We start from the raw sequence: 15,974 nt of genomic DNA, 5'->3' as shown, positions 1-15,974 counted from the left end.
CCGCCGGTGAGCCGCGGCTCCGGTCAGCAGTCGACCAGGTCGGGGCTCTGGTTCAGGATCTGCGACCGCGCCGTGATGAACTCGGCGTGCGCCTTCTCGGCCGTCGGGTCGAACACGGCGACGCGGTGGCAGTTCTGGAAGGCGAGCCGGACGCCGAAGTGGCGCTCCAGCGCCCCGCGCATCGCGTCGCTGGCGAGGCAGCGCAGGAGCTGGCCGCGGGCGGCCTCGTCCGGCGGCGGGGTGTGGTTGTCGGCGAATTCCGCGCCGCTCTCCTGACGTTGCCGGACCAGACCGGTGATGAGCGTCCAGGCGTACGGCAGCGAGTCGCGGACGCAGGCGACGAAGGCCGCGTCGTCCACCTCGCCGGCACGGGCCTGGTCGAGCAGTTCGTTGGGAACGGTCAGCGACATGCGTGGTTCTCCTTCTCCGGAGGGGATGGATTCGACGTTAAGTGGGTGGCTTGACCGGCTGAAGGTGGCGGGACGGCGACAGTCACGTGGGACGCCGGCCCGCCGCGCCGCGCCGCGCGTCACGTGGTGGTGAGCGTGGGACGGCGGCCGTACACGAAGTCCGGGTCGATCTGGTGGAGCAGGTCCTGGCCGGTGGCGCGGTTGGCCCAGGCGTGCGCGTTGCGCGTGTGGAACTCGATGGTCTGGCGGCCGAACTTGGTCCAGTCCTTGGCCTGGGCGTCCAGGTGGTCGCGCAGCACGCCGAGCGCATGGTGGCCCTGGGACTCCAGGTCGTCCAGCGTGAAGGGGCGGCCCTGCTCCATGGCGCGGATCGCCGGGGAGTGCGGCAGGGCGACCAGCAGGTGGTCGCCGACGTGCTCGCGCAGGAACGCGATGTCGCCCTCGGAGTGGATCTTGTTGCCGACGACGGCCAGCGGGACGTCGAAGTCGCGCGCGTGCTCGCGGTACTGGTTGTAGACGCCGATGCCCTGGCGGGTGGGTTCGGCGACGAGGTACGTCATGTCGAAGCGGGTGAACATGCCCGAGGCGAAGGAGTCGCCGCCGGCGGTCATGTCGACGATGACGTGCTCCCCGGGGCCGTCGACCAGATGGTTGAGGTAGAGCTCGACGGCGCCGACCTTGGAGTGGTAGCAGGCCACGCCCAGGTCGTCCTCGCTGAACGGGCCGGTGACCATCAGCCGCAGGCCGGGGACGGCCGGGACGGTGGTGGTGTGCTCGCGGGCGAAGTAGGGGTCGTCCAGGGTGATCAGGCGGGAGCCGGAGCCCGGCGGGGTCGTCTTCACCATCGCGGCGGCCGAGGGGATGCGCGGGTTGTCGCCGCGCAGGTAGTCCTTGATCTGGGTGATGGCGAGGCCCATGGGCGGGGGGAGTTGGTCGGAGCCGAGTCCCAGGGCGAGGCCCAGGTGCTGGTTGATGTCGGCGTCGATGGCCACCACCGGGCCGCCCTGGCGGGCCAGGTGCCGGGCGAACAGCGACGACAGGGTGGTCTTGCCGCTTCCACCCTTGCCTACGAACGCAACTCTCATGACTCGGAATCCAATCTGATTATGAAAACCATTGCAAGTACCGCCGGTCACTATCCTGCCATGCGCGTTGATCGCCCCGGGTCGCCTTACGAGGTCATGACCCTGAAGTGAGGAAGGTGGCCTGCCGATGCGTCTCCGTGGAGCGGCGGAAATGTAGTGGGCGGATAGGAGGTGCCCTCGATGGTCGAAATGACCGTCTTGCCTCGTCTGTCCCTTTATCGCACGCGCCGGGCGAGGCGAGGATGGACATAGGGGCGCGGATTTTCGCGGCGAATTACGGAAATCCGACAAAACCTCAGTTTCGGTGGCCGATTCCGGACGGCGTGACGTGCGGAGGTCCGGCTCCGGGCCGGGACGGCTGAGGCGCGTGGGCCGGCGCGGATTTTCGTGGACCCTGGTGCCTATCAGCCCACCGCCGCCTGTGCCGGTTGAGTAGGGTTCCTGGCATCGTGTGGTACTTGGACAAGGGGTGACAGGTGGCGGCCACATCCTCTCCGCCGTCGAGCGGGGAACGCACCGACGACAGACTGCGTGCCTGGCTGCTGCACGGCCTGCTCCAGTCCGATCGCCGGTCCGTCGGGCACCACGCCGACCCGGCGCCGCACGAGCAGCACCGCTGGTGGCAGGTCATGTGCCTCACCGGCGTCGACTACTTCTCGACGCTCGGCTACCAGCCCGGCATCGCCGCGCTCGCCGCCGGGGCGCTGTCCCCCGTGGCGACGCTGCTGCTGATCGCGCTCACCCTGTTCGGCGCCTTGCCGACCTACCGCGCGGTCGCGGCCGAGAGCCCGAACGGCCTCGGCTCGCTGTCGATGCTCGAAGGGCTGCTGCCCGGGTGGCGCGGCAAGCTGCTGGTGCTGTTCCTGCTCGGCTTCGTCGCCACCGCGTTCGTCGTCACGATCACGCTGTCGGCCGCCGACGCCACGGCGCACATCCTGCAGAACCCGTTCGTCCCCGACTTCTTCGACGGGTGGAAGGTCCCGCTCACGCTCGTCCTGATCGCCCTGCTCGGCCTGGTGTTCCTCGGCGGGTTCAGTGAGGCGATCGGCCTGGCCGTCGTGCTGGTGGCCGTCTACCTGCTGCTGAACGTGGTGGTCGTGGCGACGTCGGTCGTGCGGGCCGTCGCGAACCCCGAGCTGGTGGGCGACTGGCAGAACGCCCTGACCGCCGAGCATTCGGGACCGCTCGCCATGATCGCGGCCTCGCTGTACGTGATGCCGAAGCTCGCGCTCGGCATGTCCGGGTTCGAGACCGGCGTCGCGGTGATGCCGCTGGTCAAGGGCGATCTGCGGGAGCGCGTGAAGGGCGCGCGGCGGCTGCTGACCACCGCCGCCCTGATCATGAGCGTCTTCCTGATCGCCAGCAGCTTCGCGACCAGCGTGCTCATCCCGTCCGAGGAGTTCAAGGAGGGCGGCAAGGCCAGCGGGCGCGCCCTCGCGTACCTCGCGCACGAGTACCTCGGCGACCTGTTCGGCACGTTGTACGACCTCAGCACGATCGCCATCCTGTGGTTCGCCGGGGCGTCCGCCATGGCGGGGCTGCTCAACATCGTGCCCCGCTACCTGCCGCGCTACGGAATGGCCCCCGACTGGACGCGCGCCGTCCGTCCCCTGGTGCTGGTGTTCACCGGCATCGCCTTCGCCGTCACGCTCTACTTCCACGCGGGCGTGGAGGAGCAGGGCGGCGCGTACGCGACGGGCGTGCTGGCGCTGATCCTGTCGGCGGCGGTCGCGGTGACGCTGTCCGCCTGGCAGAAGCGCAAGACGGGCAGGGCGGCGGCCTTCGGCGTGGTGTCGCTGATCCTCACGTACACGGCGGTCGCCAACATCATCGAGCGGCCCGACGGCCTGAAGATCGCGTTCTTCTTCGCGGTCGCCATCGTCGTCACCTCGCTCATCTCCCGCGCCACCCGCTCCACCGAGCTGCGGGTCAGCGCGATCGAGCTGGACAAGAAGGCCAGGAGCCTCATCGACGTGCCGGGCAAGATCCGGATCATCGCCAACGAGCCCGACGCGCGGGACGCGAAGGAGTACGCGGACAAGGACCACGAGACCCGGCGCAACCACCACCTTCCCGAGGATGAGCCGCTGCTGTTCCTGGAGGTGACGGTGGAGGACGCCTCGGAGTTCCACTCCGAGCTGTGCGTCCAGGGCGAGGAGCGGCACGGGTACAAGATCCTTCGGGTGCGGGGCGCCACGGTCCCGAACGCCATCGCCGCCGTCCTGCTGCACATCCGGGACGAGACCGGCAAGCTGCCGCACGTCTACTTCCACTGGTCGGAGGGCAACCCGATCGCGGCGCTGCTGCGCTACCTGGTCTTCGGCGGGGGCGACGTCGCGCCGCTCACCCGCGAGGTGCTGCGCCAGGCCGAGCCGGACGACACCCGCCGCCCGCCGGTCCACGTCGGCTGACGACCTGGACGGCCCAGACAGCCCAGACGGACCGCCCGGGCGTCCCCGGCGGGTCAGCCGTTCGTGCCCGGCGGCCGGTAGTACTTGAACACCGACTCCATCGTCGGCCGGAGCCGTTCCCACTGGGCGGCCGTCGCCGACCAGTCGATGACGCTGATCCGGTCGCCGGTGACGATCATGCGCTGCAGCTCGCGGTAGGCGACCCCGCGCACCGCCCACGAGTGGTACCCCGGCCCGGTCCAGGTGCTCTCCCACTCCGCGACGACGGTCCCCCGCTTGGACGGCACCCTTTCGAGGCGGACGCGGTGGTACTTGCGCACCGACCGGGACATCGAGGCCTCGACCTCTTCGAGCACGTCGGCCGGCTTCCTCCCGAGCGTGGGGATCACCTCCAGCCCGAGGTGGGCGATGCCCTCGGGCTCGGACCAGGTGTAGTAGTCCTCCTGGATGGACAGCCGCCAGCCCCTCGGCACCGCGGCCTTCCATCCCGCGCCGTTGTCGTACCACTTCAGCTTGAGCCGGACGGGCGCCGCCACCGGGGTCGGCGTGGGGGACGGCGCGGCGGCGGTCGTGGGGGCGGCCGGCGCGGAGGTGCCGACGGGACCGGCGTTCGCGGGCGCGTCCGGGCGCAGGACCGCCCACCCGCCGATCGCGACCGCGGCGGCCGTGGCCGCGGCGACGACGGCCAGCACCCGCCCGCGGCGTCCCGCGCCCCGCACGGGGGCCGGGGCCGGGGAGATGAGCGCGTCGAGCAGGCGCTTGGCCTCGGCGGCGCCCATGCGCTTGGCGGGGTCGGTGGCGAGCAGCCCGGCCAGGACGGGCCGCAGCTCATCGGGGGCCTTGGCCAGCTCGGCGTCCTGGGTGAGCAGGGTGGACAGCGCTCCGCGGGTGCCCTCGAAGGGCGGCTTCCCGACGACGGTGGCGAACAGCGTCGCGCCGAGGGACCACAGGTCGGAGGCGGGCCCGGCGGGGGTGCCGCCCGTGCGTTCCGGGGCGAGGAAGCCCGGTGAACCGGTCGCGCCGCCGCCGTGCGCGGCGTGCGGGTCGCCGGGAGAGGTGGCGATGCCGAAGTCGCTGAGGACGACCCGCCCGTCGTAGCCGATGAGGATGTTCGCCGGTTTGACGTCGCGGTGGACGATGCCCGCGGCGTGCGCGACGGACAGGGCGGTGAGCACTTCGGTGGCGATCGTCGCCGCGCGGGTCACCGACAGCGGGCCCTCGCCGGTGATCACCCGGTCGAGCGAGCGGGACGGGACGAGTTCCATGATTATCCACGGACGGCCGTCCTCGTCGGCCACGTCGAAGACGCCCACGATGTTGCGGTGGTTGAGCCGCGCCGCCGTGCGGGCCTCGCGCGCCGTACTGTGGATCATGCTGAGCCGCTGCCGCGAGTTGAGCGTGTCCGGGATCAGGACTTCCTTGATCGCGACCGGGCGGTCCAGGAGCGTGTCGTGTCCCTCCCAGACCATGCCCATGCCGCCCTGGCCCAGCGCCCGCATCAGCCGGTACCGCTTGACCACGAGCTGCCCAGGACTACCCATCGGCGATGCCCCCTCGCGGGCGATGAAGCGATAATTCAGCAAATGCGCAGTCTTCCACATGCGCCGTGGCCATCGGGCTCAGACAGGCCGCGACGGCATCACGAAAGGGGCGGCAGCGACCCGCTGGCGATGTGCGCCAGGGTGATCTCCGTCAGCGTCGTGTTCTCGTACGCGCGCAGCGCCGTCCACACCTCCGCCAGCGGTCCGGCGACCCCGGGGAACCTCTCGCTGTGCGAGGGGACGCCCTCGACCACGATGATGATGTCGGCGAGCGTGATCTCGGTGGCCGGCCGGGCGAGCCAGTAGCCGCCGTCGGGGCCGCGCTGGCTCTCGATGAGCCCCGCGCGCCGCAACTGGAGCAGGATGTTGTCCAGGAACCGGCGAGGGATGTCCTGGGAGCTGGCGATCCGCTCGGCGGGCACGGGGCCCGGAGGAGCGGCGGCCAGCTCCGCTGCGGCGCGCAGGGCGTACTGTGTCCTGGCTGAGATCCGCATCAGCCCACTGGTTGGTCGAGCCCCCAGCGGCGCCGGAGGGCACTGTCCGCGGCGCCGAAACACATGTCGACCACGATGCCGATGACCAGGATCACGATCATCGTCGCCAGCAGGCCGGGCGCGTCCGACAGTTCGCGGGCGTTGTCGAGCTGCTCGCCGATCGAGGTCTGGTGGGCGATGATCACAAGGAGCTCGCCCGCCATGAGGGAGCGCCACGCGAACGCCCACCCCTGCTTGAGCCCGGACAGGAACGACGGCAGCGAGGCGGGGAGGATCACATGCCGGTACAGGGCCAGCCGCCGCAGGCCGAGGATGTGCCCGGCGCGCAGCAGGATCGGCGGGGTGTAGTCGACGCCCGCGATCAGCCCGTTGGCGATGGACGGCGCCGCGCCGAGGATCACCACGAAAAGGATCGCGCTCTCGCTCAGCTTGAACAGCAGGATCGCCAGCGGGAACCACGCGATCGAGGGCATGGTCTGCAGCCCGGTGATCAGCGACCCGAACGCCGCGCGCAGCGGCCGCACCCGCGACACCGCCGCGCCGACGATCAGCCCGACGAGCACGGCCAGCGCGAACCCGAAGATGGCGCGGCGCATGGTCACGAAGATCGCGTCGTAGAAATCGGGGTCGCCGAGCCGGGTCCACAACTCGCCGAGGACGGTCACGGGGCCGGGCAGGACGTACTCGGGCCGCCAGCCGCTGAGCACGACCAGCTCCCAGATCGCGAAGACCAGCACGATGGCGGAGAACATCGGCCACGCCCGCGACCAGATCCGGGACGCCAGGCCGCGCCGCTCGCGGGTGGACAGCTCCAGCGCGTCCAGGCCGGCGATGCTCTGGGAGATCTCGGCGGTCGTCATGGCCGCTCGTCCTCTCTCGCCCCGGCCGGGACGGGCTGCCGCGCCGGCTTGGCGTGACGCAGGACCTCCTGGCGCAGCCGGTCGGTGATCGTCGCGGCCAGCGCGGCGACCTCGCCGGAGTCGGTGCGCCGCGGCCGGTCCAGGGTGATCGGGAACTCCTGGATCACCGTGCCGGGACGGCTGCTCAGCAGGACCACCCGGTCGCCGAGGCGCACGGCCTCGCGCACGTTGTGCGTGACGAACAGGACGGTGAGCTCCCGCTCCCGCCAGATGCGCTCAAGCTCGTCGTGCAGCAGGTCGCGGGTCATCGCGTCCAGGGCGCCGAACGGCTCGTCCATCAGCAGGATGTCCGCCTCCTGGGCGAGCGCGCGGGCGAGGGCCACGCGCTGGCGCATGCCGCCGGAGAGCTCGTGGGGGCGCTTGGCGCCGAAGCCGCCCAGGTGGACGATCTCCAGCAGCTCGGCGGCCCGCTCGCGGCGCTCCTTCTTGGTCGTGCTCCGGCCCTTGCCGGTCACCCGGAGCGCCAGCTCGATGTTGGCGGAGACGGTGAGCCAGGGGAACAGCGCGGGCTCCTGGAACATCATCGCGATGCGCCCGCCCTTGGTGTCGATCTCGCCCGCCGTGGCATGGTCGAGGCCGGCCACGAGGTTGAGCAGCGTGCTCTTGCCGCAGCCCGAGGCCCCGAGCAGGCACACGAACTCGCCGCGGGCCGCCGTCAGGGTCACCCGGTCCAGGGCCAGGAGCTCCCTGCCGTACACCTTGGAAACCGCGTCCAGCCGGACCGCGGGCTGGTGCCCGTCGGTCCGGCTGGAGCGCAGCTCCTTAGTAGGAGCTGTCACTTCGACTCCTCACCCGGCGCCCGCCCCGTGAGGGATCGGGGGCGCCGCTTCGGCTGTTGTGGTACGCCCGTGGCGTGCCGGGTCACTTGTCGCTCACCGCCTGCCGGCCCTTCGCGGCCAGGACCTCGTTGAGGATCGTGAGGTCGTAGATGCCGTTCAGGTCCACCGGGTCGAGCAGGCCGACCTTCTGGGCGTGGTCGGCGCTGGTGATCAGCGTGGAAGCGAGCGGGTCGTTGGTGAAGGTGATGTTCTTGAAGGCGCTGTCCAGGACCTCGGGCTTGAGCGGCTTGCCGGACAGGTCCTGCAGCTCGGCGTTGATGGCCTCCTTGGCCCCGGCGGGGTCGGAGTTGATGTAGGCGTTCGCCTCGACGTGCCCCTCGATCAGCTTCTTGACGATGTCGGGGTGCTCCTTGAGGAACTGCTGCCGCACGATCAGGTGGGTGATCACGAACTGCTTGTTCGGCCACAGGTCGGACTCGTTGACGAGGATCTTGCCCTTGCTCTCCTGGATCAGACGGCTGGCGAAGGGCTCGGGCACCCACGCGCCGTCGATGTCGCCGGTGGCGAAGGTCTGGAGGGTCTGGGCGTTCTCCTGCGGGACGATCGACACGTCGCCGCCGCCCTTGGTGTCGGTCTTCAGGCCCTGCTGCTGCAGCCAGTAGCGCAGCGCGACGTCCTGGGTGTTGCCGAGCTGCGGCGTCGCGATCTTCTTGCCCTTGAGGTCGGCGGCGCTGTTGATCTCGGGCTTGACGATGAGGAACACGCCACCGGACGCGGAACCCGCGACGATCTTGATGGCCTGGCCCTTGGACTTCGACCACGCGTTGATGGCCGGGTTCGGGCCGATGTACGTGGCGTCGATGGCGTCGGAGAAGATCGCCTCGGTGGCGGCCGGGCCGGCGTTGAAGGTGGCGGTCTTCAGCGTCACGTTGCTGCCGAGGGCCTTCTCGAAGAAGCCCTTCTTCACGCCGACCAGCGCCGTGGAGTGGGTGATGTTGGGGAAGAAGCCGAGCCGCAGCTCGGTCTTGGCCGTGTCGCCCCCGGCGCCGCCCGAGGCGGTCGTCGTCGTGTCGCCGCCTCCGCCACAGGCCGCCGCGAGGGCGGTCACCGCGACCGCGGCCAGTGCCGCCGCCATCCCCCGGAGCCTGCGTACCTTCATTGACCTCTCCTTTAATTCCTACTTAATAAGTCGGGTAGGTGTATAAGACGACATGTCTGTGCTTGCTGTCAAGCGGGAGTGACCGGTTGGGCACACGTCGTTACCGCATCGTGTCCGCCGGGCCGTCGGCCGGAAAGGCGGCGGGCGCGCCGCGTTCATGTCGTTCACCTGGCTGACGACGGTGATCACCGGTCGGCCGAGGAGACGGGCCAAAAATCGGGCCCGGAAAAAGGATCGACGCGCCGCGTGGGCGCGTCGATCGCGATCAGTTGGTGCGGGCGCGGGTCACCAGACGACGGGCAGCGCCTCGAAGCCGCCGGTCACCCGGTCCACGCGCATCGGGACCTGCTCGAAGGGCACCGCGAGGTCCAGGGCGGGGAACCGCGTGAACAGCGTGCCGAAGACGCTGCGCAGCTCCACCCGCGCGAGGCTGGCGCCGATGCAGTAGTGCATGCCGTGGGCGAACGCCAGGTGCGGCTCCTCGCCCTGCCGGTGGACGTCGAACGTGTCCGGATCCTGGAAGACCCGCTCGTCCCGGTTGGCGGCCATGGTCGAGATGATCACGGCGTCGCCCTTGCGGATCGTCACGTCCCCGACCTGGACGTCCGTCCGCGCCCACCGCGTCACGCCGAAATCGGACGGCGCCGACATGCGCAGGATCTCCTCCACCGCGCCCGGCACCAGGGAGGGGTCCGCCACCAGCGCGTCCCGCTGGGCGGGGTTGGTCAGCAGGTACGAGACGCCGTGGTCGATGCGGTTCACCGTGGTCTCGTGGCCGGCGAACAGCAGTACCGCGCCCAGTTCGGCGATCTCGTCGTCCGCGGCGTCCATCGTGGCCATGTCCGAGAACACGTCCTCGGCGGGGTTCCGGCGCTTCTCGATCATGAGCTCGTGGATGTACCCGCTGAGCTCATCGAGCGCGGCTTGGGCCCTGCCGGGGTTGGCCATGTCGGTCATCGTGTCGGCCAGCGCCCGGAACCGCTCGCGGTCCTCGCGCGGGACGCCCAGCAGCTCGGAGATCACGAGGGCGGGCAGCGGCACGGACAGGTGCGCGTGCAGGTCCGCCGGCGGCTGCTTGGCGGCCATCTCGTCGAGCAGTTCGTCCACGATCTCCTGGACGCGGCCCGCCAGCACCCGCATGCGCCGCGCGGAGAAGGCGGGCGCGAGCATCTTGCGCATCCGCTCGTGGTCGGCCTTCTCCTTGTCGAAGTCTCCCCTCGGCGCGCCCGCGATGATCGCGTGGGACACGCGCGGGGCGTTGGCCGGATCCGGATGGGTGCGCCCGAGCCGCTCGTCGCCGATCAGGGACCGTACCTCCTCGTAGGAGGTGACCAGCCACGCCTCGTCACCCGTGCCCGTCCGCACGCGGGTGATCGGCGAGATGGCGCGCAGTTCCCGGAACACCGGCGACAGGGCCAGGCGGTCGCGTCGCGGGAACGGTAACTGGGGGAGATCGGACACGATGGGCGCCCCTCTCGTGGATGAACGTCTTCGTCGCGAGCGTCGCGAACGGCTCACTTTCGACCGTCGCACTCGGGCGCTGCATTCGCAATGCCAATTGTCAGGACTTGTAAGTATTTGTGGTGACTGGCGTTGAGGTTTCGTGCCGACTGAGGGCTTTCGCGGCCTCCATCCGTATTCACCGCCGCCCGAGGTGCCCGTGAGCAGGGCGTTCACCAGGACGCGGCGCCCCGGAACGAGGTGGGGGCGGGCCGGTAGCCGAGACGCTCCCGCGCCGCCGAGATGTCGAGCGTGCGCTCCACGGCCAGGTGCCCCACGGCGTACCGGGTCAGGCGCGGGGGCTTCGGGCGGCGCAGGACACGGAAGACCGCCTCCATCACCCCCGCCACCGGCATCACCAGCGCCGCGGGCAGGTAGAACGGCTCGGCGTCGATGCCCCGCTCGCGCAGGATCCAGCGCAGCGCCTCGTCCAGAACGACCGGCTCGGCGTCCGTGACGTTGAAGACGCCCCGCGCCACCGGCCCCGACGCGGCGAGCAGGCACGCCTGCGCCAGGTTGTCCACCGAGGTCAGGCTGACGCGCTGACGTCCGTCGCCCACCGCCCACAGGCGGCGACCCCGCACCGACGCCAGCACCCGGGGGAGCAGCGTCGGATCGCCCGGCCCGTACACGGCGTGCGGACGCAGGATGATCGCCGACTCGCCGGCCGCGCGCTCGGCGAGGGCCTTGGACGCCCCATAGGCGTTGGCGTACCGCCGCGCGTGGCACTCGTGCTCGCGCGCCATCACGGTCGGACGGAACGGGTCGTACACGCTCGCCGTGCTGATGTGGACGAACCGGGCGTCCGGGAACGTCGCCCGGACGCGGGCGGTGCCGATGACGTTGACCCGCCTGAACTCGCGGGACGGCCCCCAGTCGCTGACGGTCCCCGCGCAGTGGATCACCGCGTCCACCTCCGGCGGGTCACCGGGCCCGGGTCCGGTGACGTCCCAGGAGCGGTACGGCACGACGCCCGCGCGGACGAGGCCGCCGAGGTCGCCGGTAACGCGGCTCGGGGGGCGGCGTCCGAACGCGTGCACCCGCCACCCGCGCGCCAGTGCCGCCCGCACCACGGCCCCGCCCGCGAACCCCGACGCCCCGGTCACCGCCACCCTCATGACACGCCGCGCCCGTCCGGGAACCCCGGTGGCCCGTTCATGAGCGGGCCCCGCCGATCACCTCGCGGAGGCGGGCGCGGTCGAGTTTGCCGTTGCGCCCGCCGCGCGGGAACGCCTCCACCAGCGCCAGCCGGTCGGGCAGCGCTCCGGCGTCCACGATGTCCGGCAGAGCCCGGCGCACCGCCGCCGCGTCGAACCCCTCGTCGGCGACCAGGGCCAGCACGACCTCCTCGTCGCCGGTCCCCGGGTCCGGCACGCCGATGATCGCCGCCTCGGCCACCCCCGGCAGCGCCGCCACCGCCGGTTCGTACAGGCCGGGGTAGATGTTCACCCCGTCCCGCAGGATCATGTCCTTCTTGCGGCCGAGCAACACCAGCCGCCCGTGCGCGTCGAGGCGGGCGAGGTCGCCCGTCGCGACCTCTCGCAGCGGGGTCTCGCCGAGGTAGCCGCGGGCGAGCTGCGGCCCGGAGACGAACAGCTCGCCGTCCTCGCCGATCCGGACGGACACCCCCGGCAGCGGCGGGCCCAGCAGGTCGCCGTCCCGGCAGGCCAGCTTCTGCTCGGCGGAGGCGACGGCGATCGGCAGCGCCTCGGTCATGGCGTACACCGAGAGGATGTCCGCGTGCGGCGCGGCGGCCCGGGCACGCCGCAGGACGGCCGGCGGGCTGGGGGCCGTCCCGAGCAGCAGGCAGCGGAGCGTGGCGGGCAGCGCCGGGTTCGCGCGCAGGGCGCGGTCCAGCCGGACGGGGACGCAGAACGCGTGCGTGGCCCGGCGGGCGGCCAGCTCGTCCGCGAGCGGGCGGGAGCCCGGCAGCGACCACGTCGCGCCCGCCATCAGCGCGGGAAGGCCCAGCATGAGCTGGTCGGTGTGGACCACGTCCCCCTCGCCCAGCGGGACGGCCGCGCGGAACAGGGCCGACCCCGCGGCCAGCGAGTTCCGCGTGTGGACGACGCCGCGCGGGCTCGCGGTGGTCCCCGAGGTGAACGCGACGACGGCGGGCTGCCCGGACCCCGCGGCCTTCCCCGTCACGTGGGCATCCCTGTCAGAGCCTGAGGTGGGCGCGGCGCCGTTCGGCGCGCGTTCCAGGACGCGCAGGCTCAGGGCCCCGCGCGGGACGCCGGGGAGCCACGGCCCGGCGTACAGGTGGTCCACCGCGGATCCCGGAACCGGCTCGCGCAGGTGGGGCAGATGCAGCCCGCGGCGGCGAGCGAGGCGGCGCAGCGGGCCGCTCAGGGCGTAGACCAGCGCGTCGGCGACCACCCAGCGGGGCCGGGTCAGCGCCAGCCGGGCGGCGGCCACCTCGGGCGCGAGGCCGGGGTCGGCGAGGACGAGCATCCCGCCCGCGGCGACCGCGCCGAGCGCGGAGGTGACGGCGTCCGGCCCCGGGCGCACCGCGAACAGCACGCCGTCCCCGGGGCGCAGCCCCGTCATGGCCCCGGCGACGGCCCGGACGCGGCGGCGCAGCTCGCCGTACGTCAGCGTCCGCCCGCGCCCGTCCACCATCGCGACGGCGCCCGGCTGGCCAGGGCCGTCCAGGATGCCGGCCACGATGTCGGTTTTCCCAGCCGTCCACACGTCATCCACAGGTTATCCACAGGTGTTCATAGGTGGGGATGAGCACGCCCCGCGCCGTCTTCCGCCTGGTCACGCGCGGCCGGAGCGCCAGCAGCGTCCCCGCCACGGCGCGGATCTCGGCCATCGCCAGCGGGTAGCCGACGCAGAAGTGCGGCCCGGCCCCGAACCACAGCCGCCGCAGCTCGGGCGGATGCTTCGCGGCCGGGTCGAACGGGCCGAAGGCGCGGGCGCAGTTGTGGGTGACGATGACCACCCGATCCCCCGGCCGCACCCGCACGCGGCCCACCCGTGCAGGCGCCGCCACCGAGCGCAGCATCACCGGCGTCGGGGTGGTGACCCGCAGGGCGTCCTCGATCGCCCGGTCCAGTTCCTCCGGCCCCTCGACCCGGACGCCCGCGTCGTCGAGCAGGGCGACCAGTCGCGGGACGAACGTCGCCACCGTCTCGGTGCCGGTCAGGAAGAACGCGCCCGCCGCCCCCCGCGCCTCGGCGGCGGACAGCCCGAGCGCGCGCATGCGTCCTACGACCGTCGACTCGTCGCCGTCGTCGTAGGCGGCGGCCGCGATGGCGCCGACGCGGTCCAGCACCCGGCGGGCCACCGCGACCTGCCGGTGCGACAGGCGGCGCGAGCGCAGCGAGACCATCGACACGACCCGCTCGCCGTCGGCGAACAGGGACCGGGCGTCGCGCGCCGAGACCTCCCGCATGCCGATCAAGCGGCAGATCACCGCGCCCGCCATCAGGCGCATCTCGTCCACCAGGTCCACCGGCTCGCCCCGCGCGAGCCGCGCGGACAGCTCGCCCAGCGGGACCTCCAGCACGTCCGCCACCAGCGCCTCGACCTGCGCGGGCGCGAACAGCGGCGCCAGCTTGCGCCGCAGCTCGGTATGCCCCTCGCCCTCCATGTTGAGCAGCACCGACGGCCCCAGCACGGGCGTCCACAGGTCCCCGGGCGAGCCGGGGCCGTCCTTGCGGAACCGCTCGTCCGTGAGCACCGCCCGCGCGGTCGCGGCGTCGTTCACGACGACCCCGAGGCCGGGCGCCCGAACCACCGGCCCGAACCGGGCGAGCAGCCGCATCAGGGGGTAGGCCACCGGATGGGCGGCCAGGTACAGGCGGTTCTCGGCGGCCATCGCCCGCCCGGCGCCCCGCGGCCTCACCGGACGTCGACCACGTCGGGACGGTAGTGGTGGTCGGCGTACCAGGCCAGCGTCCCCGCCAGCCCGTACGCGCGCAGCCGTCGCACCGAGCCGTAGACGACGACGTCCCGGCGCGTGCCGTACGCGCGGGTCAGCGCGCGCACGCGGTTCACCAGCGCGCGGTCCTCGTGGACCTCCTCGATCGCCGTGCGCGGGAACCCGCCCGCCCGCTCGTACAGCTCCGCGGTAATGCCCACGGTCGCGCCCGGCATCATCACGTACGGACCGAGATAGGCGGGGTCGCGGTTGCCCGGACGGACGCGCCCGAACGCCGCCGCCACCTCCACCACGAACGGCAGCAGGCGCCGCTCCCAGAACTTCAGCGGGAACTCGTCGGTGCGGGGCCGCAGCAGCCCGCCGACCATCTGCAGGCCGTCGGCGAAGCCGCGCTTCATGGCCCGCACCCAGTCGGCGCGCGGCAGGCAGTCGGCGTCGGTCCGCAGCAGGTGGGTGGCGCCGCGCGCGATGGCGTGCCGCATCCCGGTGTCGGAGGCCGCGCCCGTGCCCTTGTGCGGCTCCCTGACCAGCTCGATCCTCATCGACGATCCGGCGGCGTACGCCGTGACGAGGTCGGCGGTCGCGTCGGTGCTCATGTTGTCGACGACGACCAGCGTGAACGCGCGGTCGTCCTGGGCTTCGAGCGCGCGCAGGGTCCCCTCGATGCCCTTCGCCTCGTTGTAGGCGGGGACGACCACCCACAGGTCCATCGGGCCGTCCATCACAGGTCCGCGAACAGCACGCCGAGGCTGATGCCGCCGCCGAGGCCGAGCAGCGCGACCCGGTCGCCCGGCGCGGCGCCCGCCGCCGCGAGCTGGAGCGGCAGGGTGGCCGAGGCGCAGTTCCCGTGCTCGGGTAGCGTCACGACGAGCCGCTCGCCGGGGATGCCCAGCGCGCGGGCCAGCACGTCCAGGTACGGCATCGCCACCTGGTGCACGGCCACGACCGAGAAGTCATCCCAGGTCAGGCCGGTGCACTTGAGCGCGTCGAGGAAAAGGTCGGGACCGATCAGCTCGAACGCCTCCTTCAGCCGCCGGCCGTCCCCGCTGAAGTAGGAGTACTCGGGGTCGCGCGGGTGGGCCGAGCCGCCGCCGGGCAGCGTGCCGGCCGCCCAGGCGGTGGAGCCGGCCGAGAAGGCGCGGTAGAAGATGCCCCGGCCGGGGTCGGCGGCGAGCAGCACCGCGGCGCCCGCGTCCGACAGCGTGTACCCGGCGAAGGCGTCCGCGAACTGCGCCCGGCTCGCGACCCGCCACCGGACGGCGCGGGACGGCATCTCGCCGGTGCAGACCACCACCCTGTGGTGGGCGCCGGTGCGGATGAGCGCCTCGGCCACCTGGATGCCGTTCAGCATGCTGTTGCAGGCGTTCTTGACGTCGAAGACCGGGCAGGTCAGGCCGAGCTTGGCCGCGACGATGTGCGCCGTGGCGGGCTCCACCATGTCCTGCGACGCCGACGCGAAGATGAGCAGGTCGGCGTCCTCACCGCCGGGCAGCCGGCGTACCGCGGCCACCGCGAGGTCCGACGCCTGCTCGTCGTCCGCGGCGACGTGGCGCCGCTTGATCCCCGTGATGCGCTCGATGACGCCGCGGGAAGGGACGTATCCCTCGATCCGCGACTCGACCTCGCGACTGGTCATGGAGCGTTCCGGCAGATACGCCGAGACGCCCGCGATACGGGCCTTCATCCCGCCCCCTGTGTACGTTTGTCGTGAAACTTCCCCCAAACGGCAATCTACTTGCTCTTTACCTGCGCGGCATGAGCTTCTCGGCTCAGGTCCGGTACTCAG

At 72.2% G+C, this 15,974-nt stretch carries 14 protein-coding genes; 1 reads left to right on the top strand and 13 read right to left on the bottom strand.

Annotated elements, in window-relative coordinates:
• Window positions 1–23 precede the first annotated feature (23 nt).
• Together AB0M95_RS00760 and AB0M95_RS00755 are read right to left on the bottom strand one after the other, a co-directional pair.
• Entirely contained in the window at window positions 24–410 is a 387-nt protein-coding gene (locus AB0M95_RS00760) for an SCO5389 family protein (protein ID WP_358520106.1), read from the bottom strand.
• A 119-nt stretch (window positions 411–529) separates the two neighbouring features.
• Window positions 530–1,495 carry an ATP-binding protein gene (locus tag AB0M95_RS00755; protein ID WP_363757824.1) on the bottom strand — a complete coding sequence of 322 codons (966 nt, stop codon included), beginning with the start codon at window positions 1,493–1,495 and terminating at the stop codon, window positions 530–532.
• A gap of 476 nt (window positions 1,496–1,971) precedes the next feature.
• On the opposite strand from AB0M95_RS00755, the gene AB0M95_RS00750 reads away from it, so the two are divergent.
• A complete protein-coding gene (locus AB0M95_RS00750) occupies window positions 1,972–3,906 on the top strand; it encodes an amino acid transporter (protein ID WP_363757822.1) in 1,935 nt (644 codons plus the stop codon).
• A 53-nt stretch (window positions 3,907–3,959) separates the two neighbouring features.
• Here AB0M95_RS00750 and AB0M95_RS00745 read toward each other — a convergent pair whose 3' ends face one another.
• The 11 genes from AB0M95_RS00745 to AB0M95_RS00695 all read right to left on the bottom strand — a co-directional run bounded on the left by AB0M95_RS00745 (window position 3,960) and on the right by AB0M95_RS00695 (window position 15,872).
• Entirely contained in the window at window positions 3,960–5,447 is a 1,488-nt protein-coding gene (locus AB0M95_RS00745; RefSeq protein ID WP_363757820.1) for a serine/threonine-protein kinase, read from the bottom strand.
• A gap of 98 nt (window positions 5,448–5,545) precedes the next feature.
• Window positions 5,546–5,941 (bottom strand): Rrf2 family transcriptional regulator, encoded by a 396-nt coding sequence (locus tag AB0M95_RS00740; protein ID WP_358520098.1) that lies wholly within the window; start codon window positions 5,939–5,941, stop codon window positions 5,546–5,548.
• Window positions 5,941–6,801, bottom strand: coding sequence for an ABC transporter permease (locus AB0M95_RS00735; RefSeq protein ID WP_363757818.1), 861 nt, complete (start codon window positions 6,799–6,801; stop codon window positions 5,941–5,943). Before AB0M95_RS00735 ends, AB0M95_RS00740 begins: the two co-directional genes overlap by 1 nt.
• Window positions 6,798–7,640, bottom strand: a complete 843-nt coding sequence (locus tag AB0M95_RS00730; RefSeq protein WP_358520093.1) for an ABC transporter ATP-binding protein — start codon at window positions 7,638–7,640, stop codon at window positions 6,798–6,800. Before AB0M95_RS00730 ends, AB0M95_RS00735 begins: the two co-directional genes overlap by 4 nt.
• A gap of 82 nt (window positions 7,641–7,722) precedes the next feature.
• On the bottom strand, window positions 7,723–8,799 hold the full coding sequence (locus AB0M95_RS00725; protein ID WP_363757816.1) for an ABC transporter substrate-binding protein: 1,077 nt from the start codon (window positions 8,797–8,799) through the stop codon (window positions 7,723–7,725).
• Window positions 8,800–9,084: 285 nt separating this feature from the next.
• Window positions 9,085–10,260, bottom strand: coding sequence for a cytochrome P450 (locus AB0M95_RS00720; RefSeq protein ID WP_363757814.1), 1,176 nt, complete (start codon window positions 10,258–10,260; stop codon window positions 9,085–9,087).
• 212 nt (window positions 10,261–10,472) lie between these two features.
• Window positions 10,473–11,405 carry an NAD-dependent epimerase/dehydratase family protein gene (locus tag AB0M95_RS00715; protein WP_363757812.1) on the bottom strand — a complete coding sequence of 311 codons (933 nt, stop codon included), beginning with the start codon at window positions 11,403–11,405 and terminating at the stop codon, window positions 10,473–10,475.
• A gap of 49 nt (window positions 11,406–11,454) precedes the next feature.
• The gene (locus AB0M95_RS00710; protein ID WP_363757810.1) at window positions 11,455–13,002 is read right to left on the bottom strand and encodes a class I adenylate-forming enzyme family protein; all 1,548 of its coding nucleotides are present in this window, start codon (window positions 13,000–13,002) and stop codon (window positions 11,455–11,457) included.
• Window positions 12,995–14,152 (bottom strand): cytochrome P450, encoded by a 1,158-nt coding sequence (locus tag AB0M95_RS00705; RefSeq protein WP_363757808.1) that lies wholly within the window; start codon window positions 14,150–14,152, stop codon window positions 12,995–12,997. Before AB0M95_RS00705 ends, AB0M95_RS00710 begins: the two co-directional genes overlap by 8 nt.
• Window positions 14,149–14,910, bottom strand: a complete 762-nt coding sequence (locus tag AB0M95_RS00700) for a glycosyltransferase (protein WP_363757806.1) — start codon at window positions 14,908–14,910, stop codon at window positions 14,149–14,151. Before AB0M95_RS00700 ends, AB0M95_RS00705 begins: the two co-directional genes overlap by 4 nt.
• Complete coding sequence (locus AB0M95_RS00695) at window positions 14,910–15,872, bottom strand: ketoacyl-ACP synthase III (protein WP_363757804.1); 963 nt, start codon at window positions 15,870–15,872, stop codon at window positions 14,910–14,912. The genes AB0M95_RS00700 and AB0M95_RS00695 overlap by 1 nt, the downstream gene beginning before the upstream one ends.
• Window positions 15,873–15,974: the final 102 nt, after the last annotated feature.

The organism is Sphaerisporangium sp. NPDC051017 (genome assembly GCF_040683095.1).
Classification (GTDB): domain Bacteria; phylum Actinomycetota; class Actinomycetes; order Streptosporangiales; family Streptosporangiaceae; genus Sphaerisporangium.
Note: the sequence above shows the minus strand (reverse complement) of the source record. Positions and strands in the feature narration are given on the sequence as shown.

Excerpts from the sequence above, each read along its gene's own strand:
- AB0M95_RS00760 (WP_358520106.1), bottom strand. The coding sequence starts at position 410 with ATGTCGCTGACCGTTCCCAACGAACTGCTCGACCAGGCCCGTGCCGGC.
- AB0M95_RS00755 (WP_363757824.1), bottom strand. The coding sequence starts at position 1,495 with ATGAGAGTTGCGTTCGTAGGCAAGGGTGGAAGCGGCAAGACCACCCTG.
- AB0M95_RS00745 (WP_363757820.1), bottom strand. The coding sequence starts at position 5,447 with ATGGGTAGTCCTGGGCAGCTCGTGGTCAAGCGGTACCGGCTGATGCGG.
- AB0M95_RS00740 (WP_358520098.1), bottom strand. The coding sequence starts at position 5,941 with ATGCGGATCTCAGCCAGGACACAGTACGCCCTGCGCGCCGCAGCGGAG.
- AB0M95_RS00735 (WP_363757818.1), bottom strand. The coding sequence starts at position 6,801 with ATGACGACCGCCGAGATCTCCCAGAGCATCGCCGGCCTGGACGCGCTG.
- AB0M95_RS00725 (WP_363757816.1), bottom strand. The coding sequence starts at position 8,799 with ATGAAGGTACGCAGGCTCCGGGGGATGGCGGCGGCACTGGCCGCGGTC.
- AB0M95_RS00700 (WP_363757806.1), bottom strand. The coding sequence starts at position 14,910 with ATGGACGGCCCGATGGACCTGTGGGTGGTCGTCCCCGCCTACAACGAG.
- AB0M95_RS00695 (WP_363757804.1), bottom strand. The coding sequence starts at position 15,872 with ATGAAGGCCCGTATCGCGGGCGTCTCGGCGTATCTGCCGGAACGCTCC.